The organism is Buchnera aphidicola (Meitanaphis elongallis), assembly GCA_039830015.1.
Taxonomy (GTDB): Bacteria; Pseudomonadota; Gammaproteobacteria; order Enterobacterales; family Enterobacteriaceae; genus Buchnera_B; species Buchnera_B aphidicola_AU.
Map to the genome: position 1 here is coordinate 244,285 of CP140033.1, position 19,081 is coordinate 263,365.

General features: G+C 26.5%; 16 protein-coding genes. 9 read left to right on the forward strand and 7 right to left on the reverse strand.

Going from position 1 to position 19,081, the window contains the following annotated elements:
• Window positions 1-163: 163 nt before the first annotated feature.
• The 4 genes from ilvN to U0T58_01050 form a co-directional block, all read right to left on the reverse strand.
• On the reverse strand, window positions 164-643 hold the full coding sequence (gene ilvN / locus U0T58_01035) for an acetolactate synthase small subunit (protein XBC42481.1): 480 nt from the start codon (window positions 641-643) through the stop codon (window positions 164-166).
• Between the two features lie 4 nt (window positions 644-647).
• A complete protein-coding gene (gene ilvB / locus U0T58_01040) occupies window positions 648-2,369 on the reverse strand; it encodes a biosynthetic-type acetolactate synthase large subunit (GenBank protein ID XBC42482.1) in 1,722 nt (573 codons plus the stop codon).
• Between the two features lie 595 nt (window positions 2,370-2,964).
• Complete coding sequence (locus tag U0T58_01045) at window positions 2,965-3,132, reverse strand: hypothetical protein (GenBank protein ID XBC42483.1); 168 nt, start codon at window positions 3,130-3,132, stop codon at window positions 2,965-2,967.
• Window positions 3,133-3,309: 177 nt separating this feature from the next.
• The gene (locus tag U0T58_01050; protein XBC42484.1) at window positions 3,310-3,459 is read right to left on the reverse strand and encodes a hypothetical protein; all 150 of its coding nucleotides are present in this window, start codon (window positions 3,457-3,459) and stop codon (window positions 3,310-3,312) included.
• A 555-nt stretch (window positions 3,460-4,014) separates the two neighbouring features.
• Here U0T58_01050 and U0T58_01055 point away from each other — a divergent pair.
• Window positions 4,015-5,457 carry a Do family serine endopeptidase gene (locus U0T58_01055; protein ID XBC42485.1) on the forward strand — a complete coding sequence of 481 codons (1,443 nt, stop codon included), beginning with the start codon at window positions 4,015-4,017 and terminating at the stop codon, window positions 5,455-5,457.
• A 122-nt stretch (window positions 5,458-5,579) separates the two neighbouring features.
• On the opposite strand, the gene dapD is transcribed toward U0T58_01055, so the two are convergent.
• Window positions 5,580-6,404 (reverse strand): 2,3,4,5-tetrahydropyridine-2,6-dicarboxylate N-succinyltransferase, encoded by an 825-nt coding sequence (gene dapD, locus U0T58_01060; protein ID XBC42486.1) that lies wholly within the window; start codon window positions 6,402-6,404, stop codon window positions 5,580-5,582.
• 97 nt (window positions 6,405-6,501) lie between these two features.
• Entirely contained in the window at window positions 6,502-7,302 is an 801-nt protein-coding gene (gene map / locus U0T58_01065; GenBank protein ID XBC42487.1) for a type I methionyl aminopeptidase, read from the reverse strand.
• A 326-nt stretch (window positions 7,303-7,628) separates the two neighbouring features.
• Here map and rpsB point away from each other — a divergent pair, with 326 nt between their 5' ends.
• From rpsB to dnaE, 8 genes are all read left to right on the forward strand, one after another.
• Window positions 7,629-8,336 carry a 30S ribosomal protein S2 gene (gene rpsB, locus U0T58_01070; GenBank protein XBC42488.1) on the forward strand — a complete coding sequence of 236 codons (708 nt, stop codon included), beginning with the start codon at window positions 7,629-7,631 and terminating at the stop codon, window positions 8,334-8,336.
• 36 nt (window positions 8,337-8,372) lie between these two features.
• Window positions 8,373-9,182 carry a translation elongation factor Ts gene (gene tsf, locus U0T58_01075; protein XBC42489.1) on the forward strand — a complete coding sequence of 270 codons (810 nt, stop codon included), beginning with the start codon at window positions 8,373-8,375 and terminating at the stop codon, window positions 9,180-9,182.
• Window positions 9,183-9,341: 159 nt separating this feature from the next.
• Window positions 9,342-10,073 (forward strand): UMP kinase, encoded by a 732-nt coding sequence (pyrH, locus tag U0T58_01080; protein XBC42490.1) that lies wholly within the window; start codon window positions 9,342-9,344, stop codon window positions 10,071-10,073.
• Between the two features lie 113 nt (window positions 10,074-10,186).
• Window positions 10,187-10,744 (forward strand): ribosome recycling factor, encoded by a 558-nt coding sequence (gene frr, locus U0T58_01085; protein ID XBC42491.1) that lies wholly within the window; start codon window positions 10,187-10,189, stop codon window positions 10,742-10,744.
• A 120-nt stretch (window positions 10,745-10,864) separates the two neighbouring features.
• On the forward strand, window positions 10,865-12,061 hold the full coding sequence (gene ispC, locus U0T58_01090; protein XBC42492.1) for a 1-deoxy-D-xylulose-5-phosphate reductoisomerase: 1,197 nt from the start codon (window positions 10,865-10,867) through the stop codon (window positions 12,059-12,061).
• 51 nt (window positions 12,062-12,112) lie between these two features.
• The gene (gene uppS, locus U0T58_01095; GenBank protein ID XBC42493.1) at window positions 12,113-12,856 is read left to right on the forward strand and encodes a polyprenyl diphosphate synthase; all 744 of its coding nucleotides are present in this window, start codon (window positions 12,113-12,115) and stop codon (window positions 12,854-12,856) included.
• 230 nt (window positions 12,857-13,086) lie between these two features.
• Window positions 13,087-13,530 (forward strand): 3-hydroxyacyl-ACP dehydratase FabZ, encoded by a 444-nt coding sequence (gene fabZ, locus U0T58_01100; GenBank protein ID XBC42494.1) that lies wholly within the window; start codon window positions 13,087-13,089, stop codon window positions 13,528-13,530.
• 47 nt (window positions 13,531-13,577) lie between these two features.
• Window positions 13,578-16,817: a DNA polymerase III subunit alpha gene (gene dnaE, locus U0T58_01105; protein XBC42495.1), complete on the forward strand. Its 3,240-nt coding sequence runs from the start codon at window positions 13,578-13,580 to the stop codon at window positions 16,815-16,817.
• A 364-nt stretch (window positions 16,818-17,181) separates the two neighbouring features.
• On the opposite strand, the gene U0T58_01110 is transcribed toward dnaE, so the two are convergent.
• Window positions 17,182-18,894, reverse strand: a complete 1,713-nt coding sequence (locus tag U0T58_01110; GenBank protein ID XBC42496.1) for a proline--tRNA ligase — start codon at window positions 18,892-18,894, stop codon at window positions 17,182-17,184.
• Between the last annotated feature and the right edge of the window lie 187 nt (window positions 18,895-19,081).

Here is a 19,081-nt window from a genome sequence, read left to right on the forward strand (position 1 = left end):
TTCATGGTATAACTTATAAAAATGATTAAACTATTAATAATAAATTTTTTAATGCAATTTAATTATATAAAACAAAACTATGTTATAATGATAAATATTATTTAAAACTTTTAATATAACGTATTAATAATTTTATTATATTTAAGAATAATGATTAAGATGATTAGGTTCTAGATACACTTATTATTCCTGAACGAGAAATTTCGATGATTTCAGATATGTCTCTTATAACTGCTAAATATGAATCTAATTTGTTACTGGTTCCTGATAGTTGTATCGTATAATGCAACGATGTTACATTTACAATTATTCCTTGAAAAATATCTGTAATGTGTTTAAGTTCTTTACGAGTACTACTTGTAGTACTTTTAATTTTGACTAATATGATTTCTCGTTCTAAATAATTGTCATGTTCTATTTCAGTTACTCTCAATACATCTATTAATTTATGTAGTTGTTTTTCAATTTGTTCAATTATTTTTTCGTCTCCTATTGTTTGTATTGTTATTTTTGATAAAGATGAATCTTCTGTAGGTGCTACTGTTATACTTTCTATATTATATCCTCTTTGTGAAAATAAGCCTACTACTCTTGATAATGCTCCAGATTCGTTTTCTAATAAAACAGATATGATTCTTTTCATGGATTTATTTTTTATTTTTTCTCAATAACATGCTATTCATTCCACCATTACGAATTTGCATAGGATATACGTGTTCGTTGGGATCAATAGTTATATCAACAAAAACTAAATTTCCTTTATGTAATTTTTCTAAAGATAATTTTAATTGTTCTTCTAGGTTTTTAGGATTTTCTACTGATATTCCTATATGGCCGTATGATTCTGCTAGTTTTACAAAATTTGGTAGTGACTTCATGTAAGAATGAGAATGTCGTCCTGAATAAATTATATCTTGCCATTGTTTAACCATACCTAAAGATTTATTGTTTAAATTTAATATTAATATTGGTAATTTATATTGCATTGCTGTAGACAGTTCTTGAATGTTCATTTGGATACTTCCATCTCCAGTAATACAAATCACGTTTTTTTTTGGTAGTGCTAGTTTAACACCTAATGCAGCTGGTAAACCAAAGCCCATAGTACCTAATCCACCTGAATTGATCCATCTTCTAGGTTTGTTAAAAGGATAATATAGTGCTGCAAACATTTGATGTTGTCCTACGTCTGACGTAACATAAGCTTTTCCTTGAGTTAGTTTCCAAATAGTTTTTATAACGTTTTGTGGTTTAATTTTTTTACTGTTGTTTTGAAAATTTAAGCTATTTATGTTTTTCCAATTATTAATTTTTATCCACCATTTTTTAAGACAACAAAATTCTTTTATAGATGTGTCGTGATCTATGTATTGTAACATTTGTGTTAGTATATGTTTTGCATTTCCTACAATTGGAATATGTGCAGTAATTGTTTTAGATATAGATGTTGGATCGATGTCAATATGTATAATTGTAGCATTAGGACAATATTTTTCAACGTTATTAGTTGTTCTGTCATCAAATCGTACCCCAATTGCTAAAATTGCATCTGAGTTGTGCATAGCCATGTTAGCTTCATAAGTGCCATGCATGCCTAGCATTTGAAGATTCTGAGGATGATTTCCAGGAAATGCCCCAAGTGCCATTAACGAAGTAGCAACCGGAATATTAATTTTTTCTGCAAATATTTTTAATTCTTTGTGACTGTTTGAGCTAATAACCCCCCCTCCTACATAAATTATAGGCTGTTTTGCTAACTTTAGAATATCAATAGCTTTCTTTATTTGCCCAAGATGTCCTTTAATTATTGGATTATAAGATCTTATATTTACTTCAGTTGGCCATATATATGGTTTCTTGTTATCTGAATTAAGAATGTCTTTTGGTAAGTCAATAACTATTGGACCTGGTCGACCACTTGATGCTAACCAAAATGCTTTTTTAAAAGTAATGGGAATATCTTCTGTTCTTTTTACTAAAAAACTATGTTTAACTATTGGACGCGAAATACCAATCATATCACATTCTTGAAATGCGTCATAACCTATTAAAGATGATGCTACTTGTCCTGATATTACTACTATAGGTATAGAGTCCATGTAGGCTGTGGCAATACCTGTAATAGCATTAGTTGCTCCTGGCCCAGAAGTTACTAACACTACTCCTACTTTTCCAGTAGCTCGTGCATATCCATCAGCCATATGAGTAGCTCCTTGTTCATGGCGTACTAAAATATGTTTAATTTTATTGGTTGATTTTAAAGAATCATATATATCTAGTACTGCTCCTCCAGGATATCCAAAAATATGTTGAACACCTTGGTCAATCAGTGATTGAACAACCATCTCAGATCCTGATAACATTACCATTATTTTTCCTAATTGCGTTGTATTATATTTAACTCAAATATATTTTATGAATAAAGATTTGATATATATATTGAATCATTTATATAAGATGAATTTGACATTTATTAAATTTATATAGGTAAATACATGAATTATGATTGTTAATCAAGTATATAAAATTTATAATAAAATGTTTATTAAAAAATGTAAATTGATATCGTGTTAGTTTTAATTTTTTTAGTATTTTAAGATATAACATTAATGTTCGAAAAGTATGTATTTTAAATATTTTTTAAAACATACGAAATTGCGGTGAAATCCATGTTGATAAGGTAGATTTATACTTTTTTATTAAAAAGATTGTTAACTTTTCTTTAATAGCAATCTTTTAGCTCAATAAAAATCTAATATCATTAATCCTGTATCCCGTGCATCTATTCTAATGCTAATTTTGTGATTATACTTACTAAATTAGGTCAGTTGTAGCAGGATTTCCTGCAGTAGGATCAATTAAATATAAAATTTTTTAAATAATAATAATTTTTATAAGTTTCTGATGTATTCTAATAGCGTTGTTGTAAAATTTTATAGCTATATGAATTTTTTTGTATATTTGTTAGTTCATAGATAGAGCTATCATTTTAGGATTAGAGTAACTGCTATTAACATGGGCAATAACTACACCTCCAACTGAAATACTATAATCTGTTACTTCTTTTCTATCTAGTAGTTTTCCTAAATGATCTGCGATAAAACCTTCTCTTAGCGTAGATAGGTCTAACACTATATTTTTAATGTTTTTAGGTAATGTTTTTCATTTTTAATGAGTTTTACATATTTTGGTCCTTTTATTGAGAGAGTATGTTGAATTGTTTTGAATATGAGAATATTATTTGGTGGTTTCTTAGGTCCAAATTCCCCCCATATATTTACTAATGTTTCTATAACAATGTCTAAAGAGTTATATGTTTTTTCCTATTGATAGAGTTGATAATATAATTTTTTCTAAATTTTTGCTAATATGTTTGGATATAGTACTTTTATAATCGTTGAATTGTGAAATACTAGAATGTCTTTTCCAAAAAGATAATTCTTGGTTATTATTATACATTTGTTATTTAATATTTTTATTAATATGTTTTCATTTTTTGTGTTTACTAATAAAATTTATCTTCCATATTGTACTCATGTTTTTCCAGGCAAATAAATTGTTTTATTTGGTTTTTATATATAAATTTATATGTGATATTACAAATAAAAAAATACTTTGTGACAACGTTTTTATCATCTCTCGATACATTTTGTGAAAAAATTTGCATTTGTACATATTATGTACTTCATAATTTTAAATGGTAAATTAAAGTAAACTAGAGACATAAATTTTGGTGTAAAATTTTTAGTATATTTGTTATGTGTGAATAGTTTTTCATTATATTTTATGTATTGGTTTTTAGCAATGTACATTGTTTGATTATATTGTATTTAATATGAAATATAATATTTATTTGAATTTTATACAATTTGATTTTGGTATTATATTTTTATTAATATTTTGCATGCATTGAAGCATGTTACATAACGCAGTAAACATTTGATTTGAGAGTACATTTTTTAAATTTTTATTATTTTATTAACATAATTTATTTAATTTAACCATGAGAAAAAAATGAACATTACAGAATTGATGTTACGAACGGTTTTTATATTTATGATTTTATTGTTAAATTTAGGTTTGTCATGGAACGGATCACCGCCGTCTTCGCATATTACTACACGTTTAGAATCTACAAATATTAGTTTGGCACCAATGTTAGAAAAAGTAATGCCTTCTGTAGTTAGTATAAATATTGAAGGTAGTACTATAATTCAACGTTCTTATGTTCCTCATCAATTTCAATCATTTTTTGAAGACATGGTTCCATTATGTCAAGAAGAGTTTTTATTAAAAGAATTACCATTGTGTCAAGAGAAGCTAAATAATTACCCTAATCGAGGAAAATTTCATGCATTAGGATCAGGGGTAATTATAGATTCTGAAAAAGGATACATAGTTACTAATAATCATGTTGTTGATCATGCTAATAAAATTCAAGTGCAGTTAAGTAATGGTAGTCAGTACAATGCTAAAATAATTGGTAGAGATGCGCGTTTTGATATTGCTTTAATTAAATTAGATAGAGTTAAAAATTTAAAAGCAATTAAAATTGCTGATTTGAACTCATTAAGAGTAGGAGATTATGTTGTTGCTATTGGAAATCCTTATGGTTTAGGTGAAACTGTTACTTCTGGAATTGTTTCTGCTTTGAATCGCACTGGATTAAATATTGAAAATTATGAAAATTTTATTCAAACTGACGCGGCTATCAATCGAGGAAATTCAGGAGGAGCATTAATTAATTTGAAAGGAGAATTAATTGGAATTAATACTGCAATTTTAGCTCCAGAAGGTGGAAATATAGGTATAGGATTCGCGATCCCAGTTAATATAGTTCAAAGTTTGGCTAATCAAATGATAATGTATGGTCAAGTGCATCGTAATGAATTAGGAATTATAGGTACAGAATTGAGTTCTGATTTAGCACAGGCTATGAACCTTGACATACATAGAGGAGCTTTTGTTAGTCGAGTTCTATCAAAGTCTTCAGCTGATATTGCAGGAATACAACCTGGAGATGTAATTATTTCTTTAAATAAAAAACCTATTTTTAGTTTTTTAGCATTACGTGCTGAAATAGCTTCTTCACCAATTAATACTAAAATTGAATTAGGCCTATTAAGAAACAGAAATTTTAAATCTGTAACAGTAGAATTGAAACCACGTATAACAAATAAAATTGATTCTGTTAGTTTGTATTCAGCAATTGAAGGAGCTGAATTAAGTGATTTTTATTTGAATGGACAAAAGAAAGGTATTTATGTTGATGGTGTTAAAAAAAATACAGCTGCCTTTCGCATTGGATTACGAAAAGATGACATTATTATTGACATAAATAAGTGTTCTATATCGTCTCTAGACGATTTTCGTAAATTGCTTCGAAAAAAACCAACTGTATTAGTTTTTCATATTAAACGTGGAAACGAGATTATATATTTAGTAGTACGGGACTAATTAGTTTAAACCTACCTAAAAAAATAATGAAGGCTTTTTATTTTTAGGTAGGATTTTAAATGCATAGAATTTGAAAGCATTGGTTTAAAATAATATAAAAGTAGAATCTTATAGGATTATGTTTATTCGATGTCTCTTAAAATTTGATTAATTTGAACTTTTTTTAGTGTTTTTTCATCTACATTTTTGACAATAACAGCACAGTATAAATTATGATCTTTATTTTTAGATGGTAGACTACCTGGTACTACCACGGATCCTTTTGGAATTTTTCCGTAGGAAACAGTTTTTTTGTTTCTGTCATAAATTTTAGTACTTTGCCCGATGTACACACCCATTGAAATGACTGATCCAGATTCAACTATTACTCCTTCAACAATTTCAGATCTTGCTCCAATAAAGCAATTGTCTTCAATTATTGTTGGATTGCATTGTAAAGGTTCTAATACTCCTCCTATTCCTACTCCTCCAGATAAATGAACGTTTTTTCCTATTTGAGCACAAGATCCTACAGTTGCCCACGTGTCTATCATGGTTCCTGTATCAATATATGCTCCTATATTTATGAAAGAAGGCATCAAAATTGTATTTTTTCCAATAAAAGAACCATATCGAATGGATGCTGGAGGTACTATTCTTATTTTATCTCGCAAAAAATGTTCTTCTTGATATTTTGAATATTTCAGTTCTATTTTATCATAATATCGCATTGTGTTGTTCTTAATAAGACTATTTTTTTGTATAAGAAAATAAAGTAGAATAGCTTTTTTTATCCATTGGTGAGTATACCAGTTTCCTTGTATTTTTTCTGATGTTCTTAACATTCCTTGATCTAGCATGGATATTGTTTGATGAATAGCGTTAGAGATAATAATATCAATGTTGTTAAAATCAATATTATTTTTATTTTCAAATGTGTTTTCAACAATTTTTTTTAAGTTTTTCATATTAAATTGTAATGCTATCTATTTTAAAAAATTTATAATATAAGGATGTAATATAAATACGTGTATATATAAGACTTATATGTTTTATATGTTATTACTAATAGTAATTTTTTAATATTTTTGGTATTTCTTCTCCTTGTTGTAATGTAAGTATTTCACATCCTTCTTCATTTACTAAGATGGTGTGTTCATATTGTGCAGATAAGTTGTTGTCTTTTGTTTTTATTGTCCATCCGTCACTCATACATTGTACCTTACAACTTCCTGCATTTACTATTGGTTCTATTGTAAATGTCATTCCTGATGTCAGTATTATTTTTTCATAATCATAGTAGTTATGGTGTAATATTTGAGGATCTTCATGGAATTTAGTTCCAATGCCATGTCCACAGTATTCTTGTACTATAGAAAAGTTGTGTTTTTCTATATATTTTTGTATAGTTTTACCTATTTCATTTAGATATATTCCTGGTTTGATTATGTATAATGATAAATATAAGCTTTTTTGTGTTGTTTCACATAATAATTTTCCTAATGGTGTAGGTTTTCCAACAAAGAACATTTTAGAAGCATCTCCATAATATCCATATTTAGTAATTGCAACATCGATGTTTACAATATCTCCGTTCTTTAATGTGTGTTGATAATTAGGAATACCGTGACAAACTACGTCATTAACAGAGATACATACAGATTTTGGAAATCCATTATAACCTAAACAAGCTGGTTTAGCTTTTTGCTTGTTTGTTATATAATTGTAACAGATAGTATCTAGATCTCCTGTAGAAACGTCAGGTACGACATATTGTTCAATCATTTCTAAAACTTCTGCAACAAGTTGTCCTACTATACGCATTTTTTGTATTTCATGTTTTTTTTTAATAGAAATGGTAGTCATGATTTTTATATATTAGTATTTTATAAATATAATTATAAGTGTTTTTTAATAAAACATATATCATTAGATAATGATATTTTTAACATAAATGCATTTTTTAAAAAAATGTTAATTATTTTGTGTACTTAAATTATTTTAAATATATTTATTCATGTATGTTATTTTACAATTTTGACTTACATTGAAATGTTTTTAATAAAGTTCAAAAGAACATATAGAAAGGTATTTTAAAAATTTCAAATGGTACTATTGATTTCAAATAAGTTTTTTAGAGCATTAAAATTGATTTTTTATGGTTTATTTATATTTATTTTAGCGGAGTATTTATGTCTGTTGTTTCAATGAAAGATATGTTAAAAGCGGGTGTACATTTTGGTCATCAAACTCGTTACTGGAATCCAAAAATGAAACCCTTCATTTTTGGATCAAAAAATAAAATTCATATTATAAATTTAGAAGCTACTCTTTCTATGTTTCATGTAGCTTTATCTGAATTAAAGAAAATCGTGTTAAAAAAAGGAAAAATATTGTTTGTTGGTACAAAAAAAGCAGCAAGCATAATTATTAAAAATTCTGCTATATCGTGTGAACAATTTTACGTTAATTATCGTTGGTTAGGAGGTATGTTAACTAATTGGAAAACGGTGCGTCAATCTATAAAGCGATTAAAAGATTTAGAGTTACAGTCTAAGGATGGAACTTTTAACAAGTTGACTAAAAAAGAAGCACTATTATGCATGAGAGAATTGTCTAAATTAGAAAATAGTTTGGGTGGGATAAAAAATATGGGAGGTTTGCCTGATGCATTATTTGTTGTAGATGCAGAACATGAAAAAATAGCTATAAGAGAAGCAAATAATTTAGAAATTCCAGTATTTTCGATAGTAGATACTAATTCTAATCCTGATGGAGTAGATTTTATTATTCCTGGTAACGATGATGCTATTAGAGCGATAAATTTATATTTGGGTGCTGTTTCTCAGACTATTTTGGAATGTCATGTTTATAATTCATTAAATGAAAATAGTGTCTAATAATTAAAATAATATAATTTGTATAAGGACATTTTGATGAGAAAGATTCCTACATTTTTAGTAAAAAAGTTACGCATCAAAACTGGAGCTGGAGTAATTGATTGTAAAAAGGCGTTAATAGAAACAGAAGGAAATATAGAAAAATCTATTGATTTGTTAAGAAAGTTAGGAAGGATAAAGGCAGAACAAAAACAATCATTTTTAACTTCTAATGGAAGTATATTTATTAATACTAATGGTAAATGTACTGCTATGTTAGAATTAAATTGTGAGACTGACTTTGTTGTAAGAGAACATAGTTTTCTTTCTTTTGGAAAAGAAATAGTAGATTATGCTATTACTTTAGGAATAGATAATAGTAGATCTTTACAAGAATTATTTGAAGAAAAAAGAATTAACTTAGTTGCGAAATTAAATGAAAATGTTGTAATTCGTCGAATTGTAGTATTAAATGAAAACACCATTGGCAGCTATTTACATCATAACCGAATTGGTGTATTGGTTCAAATGACATCATGTAGTGAGCATCAGATGTTCATTAATAATATTGCTATGCATATAGCTGCTAGTAAACCTGAGTATTTACGATCAGATCTTATTCCTGCTTCTGTTATAGAACGAGAATATGCGATACAATTAGAATTAGCTATGCGATCTAATAAACCTGAATCTATTGTACAAAAAATAGTACAAGGAAGAATGATTAAATTTTTTGGTGAAAAATCGTTACTTAGTCAGATGTTCATTTTAGATCCAAGTCAGACTGTTGGTGAAATTATTGCAAGAAATAATGTTGATATACTTTCATTTATACGATTCGAAGTTGGAGAATTGATTTCAAATTAAATATTTGAATTTATTATTAAGTAATCTATACAAGTGACAAACGTTTTAATAAACCGCCCGGTGGCGGTTATTATGTGTTTCAATTAAATGTATAAGTTTTATATATAAATATTATATTTATACTTTATTAATTAAGTTTAATTTGATAATGAGCGTTAAATGCAAAAAAAATATAATGAAACATTTAAATTTAAACGTGTATTAATAAAATTAAGTGGTGAATCTTTGCAAGGTAACAATAAGTTTGGAGTGGATATAAATGAATTAAATCGTATTGTGAAAGAAATAAAAGATATTGTAGATTTAGGAATACAGGTAGGTATTGTTATTGGTGGAGGTAATATATTTCGAGGAAAGAAATTAATAAACTTTGGTATTAATAAAATTGTATCTGACAGTGTAGGTATGTTGTCTACTATTATTAATGGATTAATATTATGTGATGCTATGAATCGAGTTAATCTCAATACTCGTTTAATGTCTTCATTCGAAATTAATACAATATGTGATACCTATCATTTTGAAAAAGCTATAAAATGGTTAAATAATAAGTATGTAGTAATATTTTCTGGTGGTCTAGGTAGTCCATGTTTTACTACAGATTCGGCAGCTTGTTTACGTGCAATAGAAATACAAGCTGACATTATATTAAAGGGAACTAAAGTAAATGGAGTATATTCAAATGATCCTAAAAAACACTCTAATCCAATATTGTATAAAACGATAACTTATAATGAAGTGTTAAGTAAAGAATTACAAGTAATGGATTTGTCTGCTTTTATATTGGCACGTGATTATAAACTTCCTATTCTTATTTTTAATATATATAATTCTGGAATTTTATATCGTATTGTAACAGGACAACAAGAAGGAACATTAATTTGTTTTTAGTTTAAAAAGTATAACATTAAGTTAGTAAAATATTATTTATACCGTTTGTACAAATATATTGATGTATTTTATGTATCAATTGTTCTTTCATGAATGCGGAAAGGATCATTATTATGATTGAAAATATTAAAAAATTTATACAATTGAAAATGGATGATTGTATAGAAACGTATACAAATCATCTTAGTACGTTACGTACAGTTCGAGTGTCTCCTTCAATTTTAAGTTCCATTTATATAAATTATTTCGGTAAAAAAGTACAATTATGTAAGTTAGCTAGTATAATTGCAGATGATTTTAATACTTTAAAGATTGATTTATTTGACATTTCTATTAAACGTGATGTTGAAAAAGTTATTATGAATTCTGAATTAGGTTTAAATCCGATTTCTACAGGAAATACTATAAAAATAGTGTTACCTATTTTAACAGAAGAGCGAAGAAAACATTATGTAAAGTTAGCAAAAAATATTGCAGAACAGAGTAGGGTTTGTATTAGAAACGTTCGTCGTAATGCTAATGAAAAAATAAAACGTATTTTAAAAGATAAACTGATTGGTAATGATTTAGAAAAAAGCTTACAAAACGAGATTCAAAATAAGACTGATAATTATATAAAAAAAATCAATGAGATGTTGAAAAAAAAAGAAAATGATTTACTTAATATATAGAAAACATCTTTTGGAAAGATGTTCTTATTTTAGATCGTGTTATATAAATTATTATTTTAAGTAATATTATTATAGTATCTTTTTGAATTTACTTTTATATCTATAGTTTGGAAAATTTTTGTGAAAAAGTTAGCTATTTTAGGTTCTACAGGAATAATTGGTGTGAATACTTTGTTAATTGTTCGCAGATATCCTAAATTGTTTAAAGTAATTGCTTTATCTGCGAATAGAAATATAAAAGTTATGATACAGCAATGTGAATTATTTGTTCCTGAATGGGTGTCATTGAAAAATATAAAAGCAGCTAAAGAGTTAAGTATTCAACTTAAAATTAGAAATATTAAAACTAAAGTGCTTTCAGGAGATCAAGCAGCTTGCAAACTTGCTAGTTTGGAATCGATAGATTATGTTATTTCTGCTATTTCTGGTGCTGCAGGTCTTATTCCTACTTTATATGCAGTTCGGTCTAGTAAAAGAATATTATTGGCAAATAAAGAATCTCTTGTTATTGGTAATAATATGTTGATGAAAGAGATAAAAGATAATGATGCTATTTTATTACCTATCGATAGCGAACATAGTGCTATATTTCAGAGTTTGCCGATGGGTATTCAAAATAAATTAGGATCTATGAGACTTAGTGAAAATGGAATTAAATCTATTATTTTAACAGGTTCTGGAGGTCCATTTTTAAATTTTCCATTATGCAAATTTAATGACATTACTCCTGCTCAAGCTTGTTCTCATCCAAATTGGATGATGGGAGAAAAAATTTCAGTTGATTCTGCCACTATGATGAACAAAGGATTAGAGTACATTGAAGCGAAACTACTGTTTCGTGCTTCTGATGTTAATATAGAGTTAGTGATTCATCCTCAATCTATTGTTCATTCTATGATTAGATATTTTGATGGTAGTGTAATTGCAAATTTATCCATTAATGATATTAAATTATCTATTTCATATGCAATGTTTTGGCCTAATCGTGCTATTTCTTATCTTCCACATCTTGATCTTTTTAAAGTTAAAGAATTGTCTTTTTTTAAACCAAATTTTGAAAAATATCCATGTTTAAAATTAGCATTAAACGCATTTTCTAGCGGACATTCTACTATAATAATACTAAACGCTGCAAATGAAGTAGCTGTTACTGCATTTTTGCGTTCACAAATTAAATTTACTGATATTCATAGAGTTATTGAATTTGCATTAAATTCGTTGTCTTATCCTAATCCTATTGTTTTTGATGAAATATTAGAAATTGATAGTGCTGCTCGAATTAAAACAAAAGAAATCATTTCGAAATTCATTGAGTAGAATTTAAGAATTAATTATTTTATTCATAAAAATAAAATTATGGTAAAGTTTATGCTATTGAAAAATTTATTACGTCTTAATAAAGATTTTAAAAAAATTTTACCTAAGCATGTAGCTATAATTATGGATGGAAATGGAAGATGGGCAAATAGAAGAGGAAGATCACGTATTTTTGGTCATCAAGAAGGATTTAGGGCAGTTCGACGTGCTGTTTCTTTTTCTTTATTCTATAAATTAAAAACTCTTACGTTATATGCATTTAGTAGTGAAAATTGGAAGAGACCGTTTTTAGAAATAATGGTGTTAATGGAGTTGTTTTTTTATGGTTTATATAATGAAATGAATAATTTAAATAAACAAAATATTCGTTTGAAAGTTATTGGAGATGTTACGAAATTTAATTCTGTGTTAAGAAAGCAAATTAGCATTGTTGAACAGTTAACGATAAATAATGATGGTCTTATATTAAATGTTGCAGCTAATTATGGAGGAAAGTGGGATATTGTTGAGGCGGTAAAGAAAATTGTCAATAAAGTTAAAAATTGTTGTTTATCTGTTAATAACATTACCGAGTCTACCATTGCTAAACATTTATCTATAAGTAATTGTACTCCTATAGATTTAGTAATTCGAACTGGTGGTGAACATCGTTTGAGTAATTTTTTTATTTGGCAAATTGCATATTCAGAATTGTATTTTACTAATGTTTTTTGGCCTGATTTTAACAGAAATATTTTTGAAAAAGCAATTTTTTCATTTATAAGTAGAAAACGTCGTTTTGGTTCTATAAGTTAATTTATTATATACAATATATGTATAGTTTTTTAATTGTAATACTTAAAATATAATTATTCAGTTATCAGAGTCATGAAATGGTTATAGACGTGAATATTTCTAAAAACATTTTATTTTACATATTTAGCATAAAATTACTAAGTTATGTTTGTATTATGATTATTTGAGATTTTTCAAATAATAATTTTTTGTTTATAATATTCTTATATTAACGTTTTGTGATTTATTAAATGTGTGAATTAAAATTAAAAGATATTTTAGAATTATTACCTCATCGATATCCTTTTATATTTATTGATAAAGTTATAAAATATAAAGAAAAGCAATATATTATTGCGACAAAAAGTGTACAGTATGATGAATTTTTTTTTCAAGGGCATTTTCCAAATTATCCAATAGTTCCTGGAGTATTGATTTTAGAGTCTATGCTTCAAACAGCATGTGTTTTAGTATATAAAAGTATGAGTGTATTGTGCAAAAAGAAACTGTTCTATTTTTCTAACATTGATCATGCGAGATTTAAAAAAAAGGTATTTCCTGGTGATACTATGGTTATTAATATTAATATTATAACTATTCGTACAAATATTGTACGTTTTAGAGGACATGTGTTAGTAAATGATGCAGTTGTATGCAAGGCACAAATGTCTTTTATGCACGATACAAAATTATAAATATTTTATTTTTTATTTTCAAAAGTATTTTAACTTGGAATATTTTAATGTTAAATCCGAAATTTATTCATCTTCGTGTTCATAGTGATTTTTCTATGATTGATGGATTAGTAAGACCTGATGTATTGGTGAATGCTACAGTAGAATTAGGAATGCCAGCTATAGCTATTACAGATTTTAGTAATTTGCATGGTGTACTGAAATTTTATAAAGAAGCATTTCATCAAGGCATTAAACCTATTATCGGTGTTGACTTTAATATGAGTTCTGACGAAAATTCATTAAATGTATTAACAAAAATTACTTTATTAGCGTCTACTAACTTAGGATATAAAAATTTAATTTTGTTACTTTCTCGTGCTTATCAAAGTGGTTACGATAGTAAGATAGGAGTAGTAATAAAAAAAACATGGTTGATTGAATATCGTAAAGACATAATTTTGTTATCAGGTGGTTGTTTTGGTGATGTTGGAATTAGTATATTAAGAGAAAATAAATTAGCGTTATATAAACATTTATCTTTTTATAATAAATATTTCAAAAATTTTTACTATTTTGAGATTACGAGAATTGGATATCTTAATGAAGAAGAATACATTGAAGAAATAAAATATTTGTCTATACGTGAAAGCATCCCCTTAGTTGCTACTAATTTAGTTTGTTTTTTAAAAGAAAGTGATTTTTCAATTCATAAAATTCGTGTTTTTATTAATCAAGGATACACCATAAACAACAAAAAAGTTAGTCATAATTATACATCTCAGCAATTTTTAAAAAATGAAACACAAATGTCTGAATTGTTTTCAGATGTTCCTGAGTCTCTTATAAATAGTGTAGAAATTGCAAAACGTTGTAATGTTGTTTTAAAATTTGGAAAATATTTTTTACCGAAGTTTCCAACTGGGAAGCATCACATTAATAATTATTTAGTCGCTAAAGCGAAAAGAGGATTATTTAAACGTTTAGTTCATCTTTATCCTGAAAAAAAAATTAGAAACCAACATCGTGAAAAGTATGTTTCTCGTTTATTATCTGAATTGAGTATAATTAATAAGATGGGTTTTCCAGGATATTTTTTGATAGTTATGGAATTTATTAATTGGTCAAAAAAAAATGCCATTCCTGTTGGTCCGGGAAGAGGATCAGGTGCAGGATCTTTAGTGTCGTATTCTTTAAATATTACTGAATTAGACCCTTTATATTTTGATTTAATATTCGAAAGGTTTCTTAATTCAGAACGTATTTCTATGCCGGATTTGGACATTGATTTTTGTATGGATAATCGAGATAAGGTTATTGAACACGTTGCACAAACATATGGACGAGAATCTGTATCTCAAATTGTTACTTTTGGAACTCTGACAGCCAAAGCTGTTATAAGAGATGTAGGTCGAGTTCTAGGTTTTCCTTATGGTTTTTTAAATCGTATTTCTAAATTAGTTCCGTTAGATCCTGGAATGACTTTAAAAAAAGCATTATTTATCCGACCAGAGTTATTAAAACTTTACAATTCTGACGAAGAAGTGAAAAAGTTGATTGATATTTCTAAAAAATTGGAAGGTGTTACTAGAAATATTGGTAAACATGCTGGAGGATTAGTTATTGCACCAGGAAAAATTACTGATTTTTCACCATTGCATTGTGATGAAAATGGTTCTAATCCAATTACTCAATTTGATAAAGAAGATATTGAATTAATGGGATTGGTTAAATTTGATTTTCTTGGATTAAAAACACTAACTGTGATACATAATGCTGTAAAAATTATTAATCATGGTTTATTAAAAAATAAAAAAAATAAGATAAATATAAATCTCATTTCTTTAAAAGATCAACATTGTTTTAATTTTTTGCAAACATCTAATACTATTGGTATTTTTCAACTAGAATCGTATGGAATGAAAGATTTAATTACTCGATTAAAACCAGATTGTTTTGAAGATTTAATCGCTTTAGTAGCTTTATTTCGACCTGGGCCTTTACAATCAGGTATGGTAGATAATTTCATTAATAGAAAACATGGAAAAGAAGTAATATTTTATCCTGATCAAAAATGGCAGCATGCGTTATTAAAACCTATTTTAAAATCCACTTATGGAATAGTTTTATATCAAGAGCAAGTTATGCAAATTGCGCAGGTATTAGCCAATTATACTTTAGGTAGTGCAGACATTTTGCGTCGCGCTATGGAAAAAAAAGATCCTGTAGCAATGAAAAATCAAAGAGTTATGTTTAAATTAGGAGCTAAAAAAAACGGGATCGATTCTAAATTAGCAATGAACATTTTTGATTTGTTAAAAAATTTTGTTGGATATGCATTTAATAAATCGCATTCTGTTGCTTATGCCTTAGTTTCATATCAAACTTTGTGGTTAAAATTTTATTATCCCGCTGAGTTTATGTCAGCTGCTATGAATGCTGACATAGATAATACTAAAAAACTGGTTATATTAATAAATGAATGTAAACGAATTAATCTTAATATTATTGGACCTAGTATTAATGTAAGTAATTATTATTTTCGAGTTGATGATGATGGAAATATTGTGTATGGGTTAGGTGCTATAAAAGGCATTGGAAAAAACATTGTTAGTGATATTGTAAATGTTAGAAATCTTTACGGATTTTTTTTTGAATTATTTGATTTATGTATTCGCATTAGTTTTAAAAAATTAACAAAGAGAGTAATTGAAAAATTAATTAAATCAGGAAGTTGTGATTGTTTGGGACTACAACGATCAATGTTGATAAATAATTATGAAAATATAATTAGATCTGCTCATCAATATTTAAAATCAAAACAATTAAAAAAAGTAGAATTGTTTGGATCTTTGTCTTTAGATCTTAAAAAGATAAGAAACGATGAATCTTCAATTAATGTCAATGATACTAAAATGTTAGAACTTAATTGGGAAAAAGATTGTTTGGGTTTATATCTTACAGGACATCCAGTTGATCAATATTTAAATATATTGAAGAAATATTCGCAATGTATGCGTATAAAGGATATCAATGTATCAAACTATAATAAAGAAGTTGCGGTTCTTGGTATGATCATTTCGTTGAAACTTAAAACTACACGAAAAAATAAAAAAATTACTGTATTTTCTTTAGAGGACCATTTATATCAGTTAGATGTTATGGTATTTAATACTATTTTAGATAGATGTCAGGTTAATTTAGAAAATGATTTGGTTGTTGTTGTTTTTGGTTACATAAAAATAAATAGAATAAGTCGAAAACAAATTTTATTAGCTAATAAGATATTACATGTACAAAAAATATAAAAAGCACAAATTTTTTAATTCATTTATTGTATAATATATTTTTAAGCAGTAATGTTTAAATTTAAAAATGTACATTTTATTTAGTTTTTATTAATAGCTTTTAACAAATTTGTTATGTTTTATTTATGTTCTAATATTTAGAATGTTATAAAAAAATTAAAACAATTTAAATAAGATGTTGTAATGCATAAATATTTTAATTTAATTTTGATTTTTATGCGTTTTTAATTATATATTGTAAAATTATAGAATAGAGTATTATTTTAGTAATTTTGAAAGCTTATTAAGATAAAAAAATTACTATTTTATGGTTAAATCTTTTTTTATTATAGAATAATATAAAAAATAATTTAACCATATTAAGTTATGATTGTTGTACTTTATTTTTAATTAATCGAATTATTTTATGTTTAGAAACGATCTTTTTTGTATTATAATGCCTGTCATGACATTCTACTTCATTTTTTTTTGCAAGATATTCGCTAATTATAATACTATAAGGTATACCAATTAGTTCAATTTCAGAAAACATTGTTCCGGGATTTTCATTTCTATCGTCTAATATTACTTTAATATTATTATTTTTAAAAAGATGATAAATTATTTGTGATTCATATTGTACTATTTTAGATTTATGAAAATTAATAGGTATGATGGCTACTTGAAATGGAGCAATAGAAACAGGCCAAATAATTCCTTTTGCATCATGGTTCTGTTCAATTATAGCAGCTATGACTCGCGTAATACCAATACCATAGCATCCCATTGTTAAAAATTTTTTATGACCAGTATGATCTTGTATTTTAGCCCCTATTGTTTTAGAGTATTGTTTTCCTAATTGAAAGATATGACCTATTTCAATGCTTTTCTTAATGGTTAATGTACCTATCCCATCAGGACTTATATCTCCTTCTACAACGTTCCTGATATCAAAGCTTTTAGGTGTTAAAAGATCTTTATTCCAGTTAACATTATTGAAATATTTTCCTGTAATATTCGATCCAATAGTAAAATTTTTAAGAGTAATTACTGAGAGATCAGCTATAATAGGTAGATTTAGTCCAATTGGTCCTACAAAATCTAATGTAGTACCAGTTATTTTTAATGTTTCTTTTTGGGAAGCGAATGTTAAAGGATATGGTAAAATATCTATTTTTGAGGCTTTGTTTTCGTTGATAGAGTGATCTGCTCGAAGTAATATTGCTATAAATTTGTATTTTTTGTTTTCTTGGAGTTTGACTAGAATTGTTTTGATTGTATTTTCTTTTGAAGAAAAACATTTATTCGACATATTTAGAAAAGTATTTGAAGAATGTATTGTTCTTGAAACATTGAATGGTTTATATTGCTCAATATTTTTTTTATAAGTAGCTACTTGAATGTTAGCTGAATAATTAGATTTGTTGGATAGTACAATACTATCTTCCCCATTTTTACTCAATGCTTGAAATTCATGTGATTTTGTACCCCCCATGGAATTAGAATCAGCTTCTACAATATGAAATTTTAATTTCATTTTTAAAAATATATTTTTATAAGTGTTGTACATTAGATTGTAAGTATCTTCTAATGAAGATGAATTTGTGTGAAAAGAATATGCATCTTTCATAACAAATTCTCTAGATCTTATTGTTCCACAGCGAGGTCGAATTTCATCTCGAAATTTAGTTTGAATTTGATACAATAATAGTGGAAGTTGCTTATATGATTTTAGTTCATTGCTGATTAAATGTGTTATAATTTCTTCATGTGTAGGTCCTAATATAAATGTATTGTTTTTACGATCTGATACTTTAAATAGTTCTTTTCCATATGCATTTTTTCGATTACTCAGATTCCATAAAGTTTCAGGTTGTAATATTGGCATTTTAATTTCTAATGCATTCAATTTGTTTATTTCTGTTCTTATAATTTTATTTATATTTTTGAGTATACGTAATCCTGTAGGTAGCCAAGTATATATTCCTGAAGAACTGCGTCTAATAATACCAGATCTCAGCATAAGTTGGTAGCTAATACTATTCGTATCCTTAGGATTTTCTTTTAATGTTGAAAACATATATTTTTTTGCACGCATGCATTTTGACTCTCAAATAATGATATTTTATAGTGAGTTAGAAAATATTTTAAGATTTAAGATTTGTAGTTTTTCAAATATCTAATTTTAATTTTTAGTGTCATTAGTATATAGTTAAATTGTTTAATCATATATATTTATTATTTTATTAATTGAAACTATTTTTAAAGTAGTTCATTTTATTTAT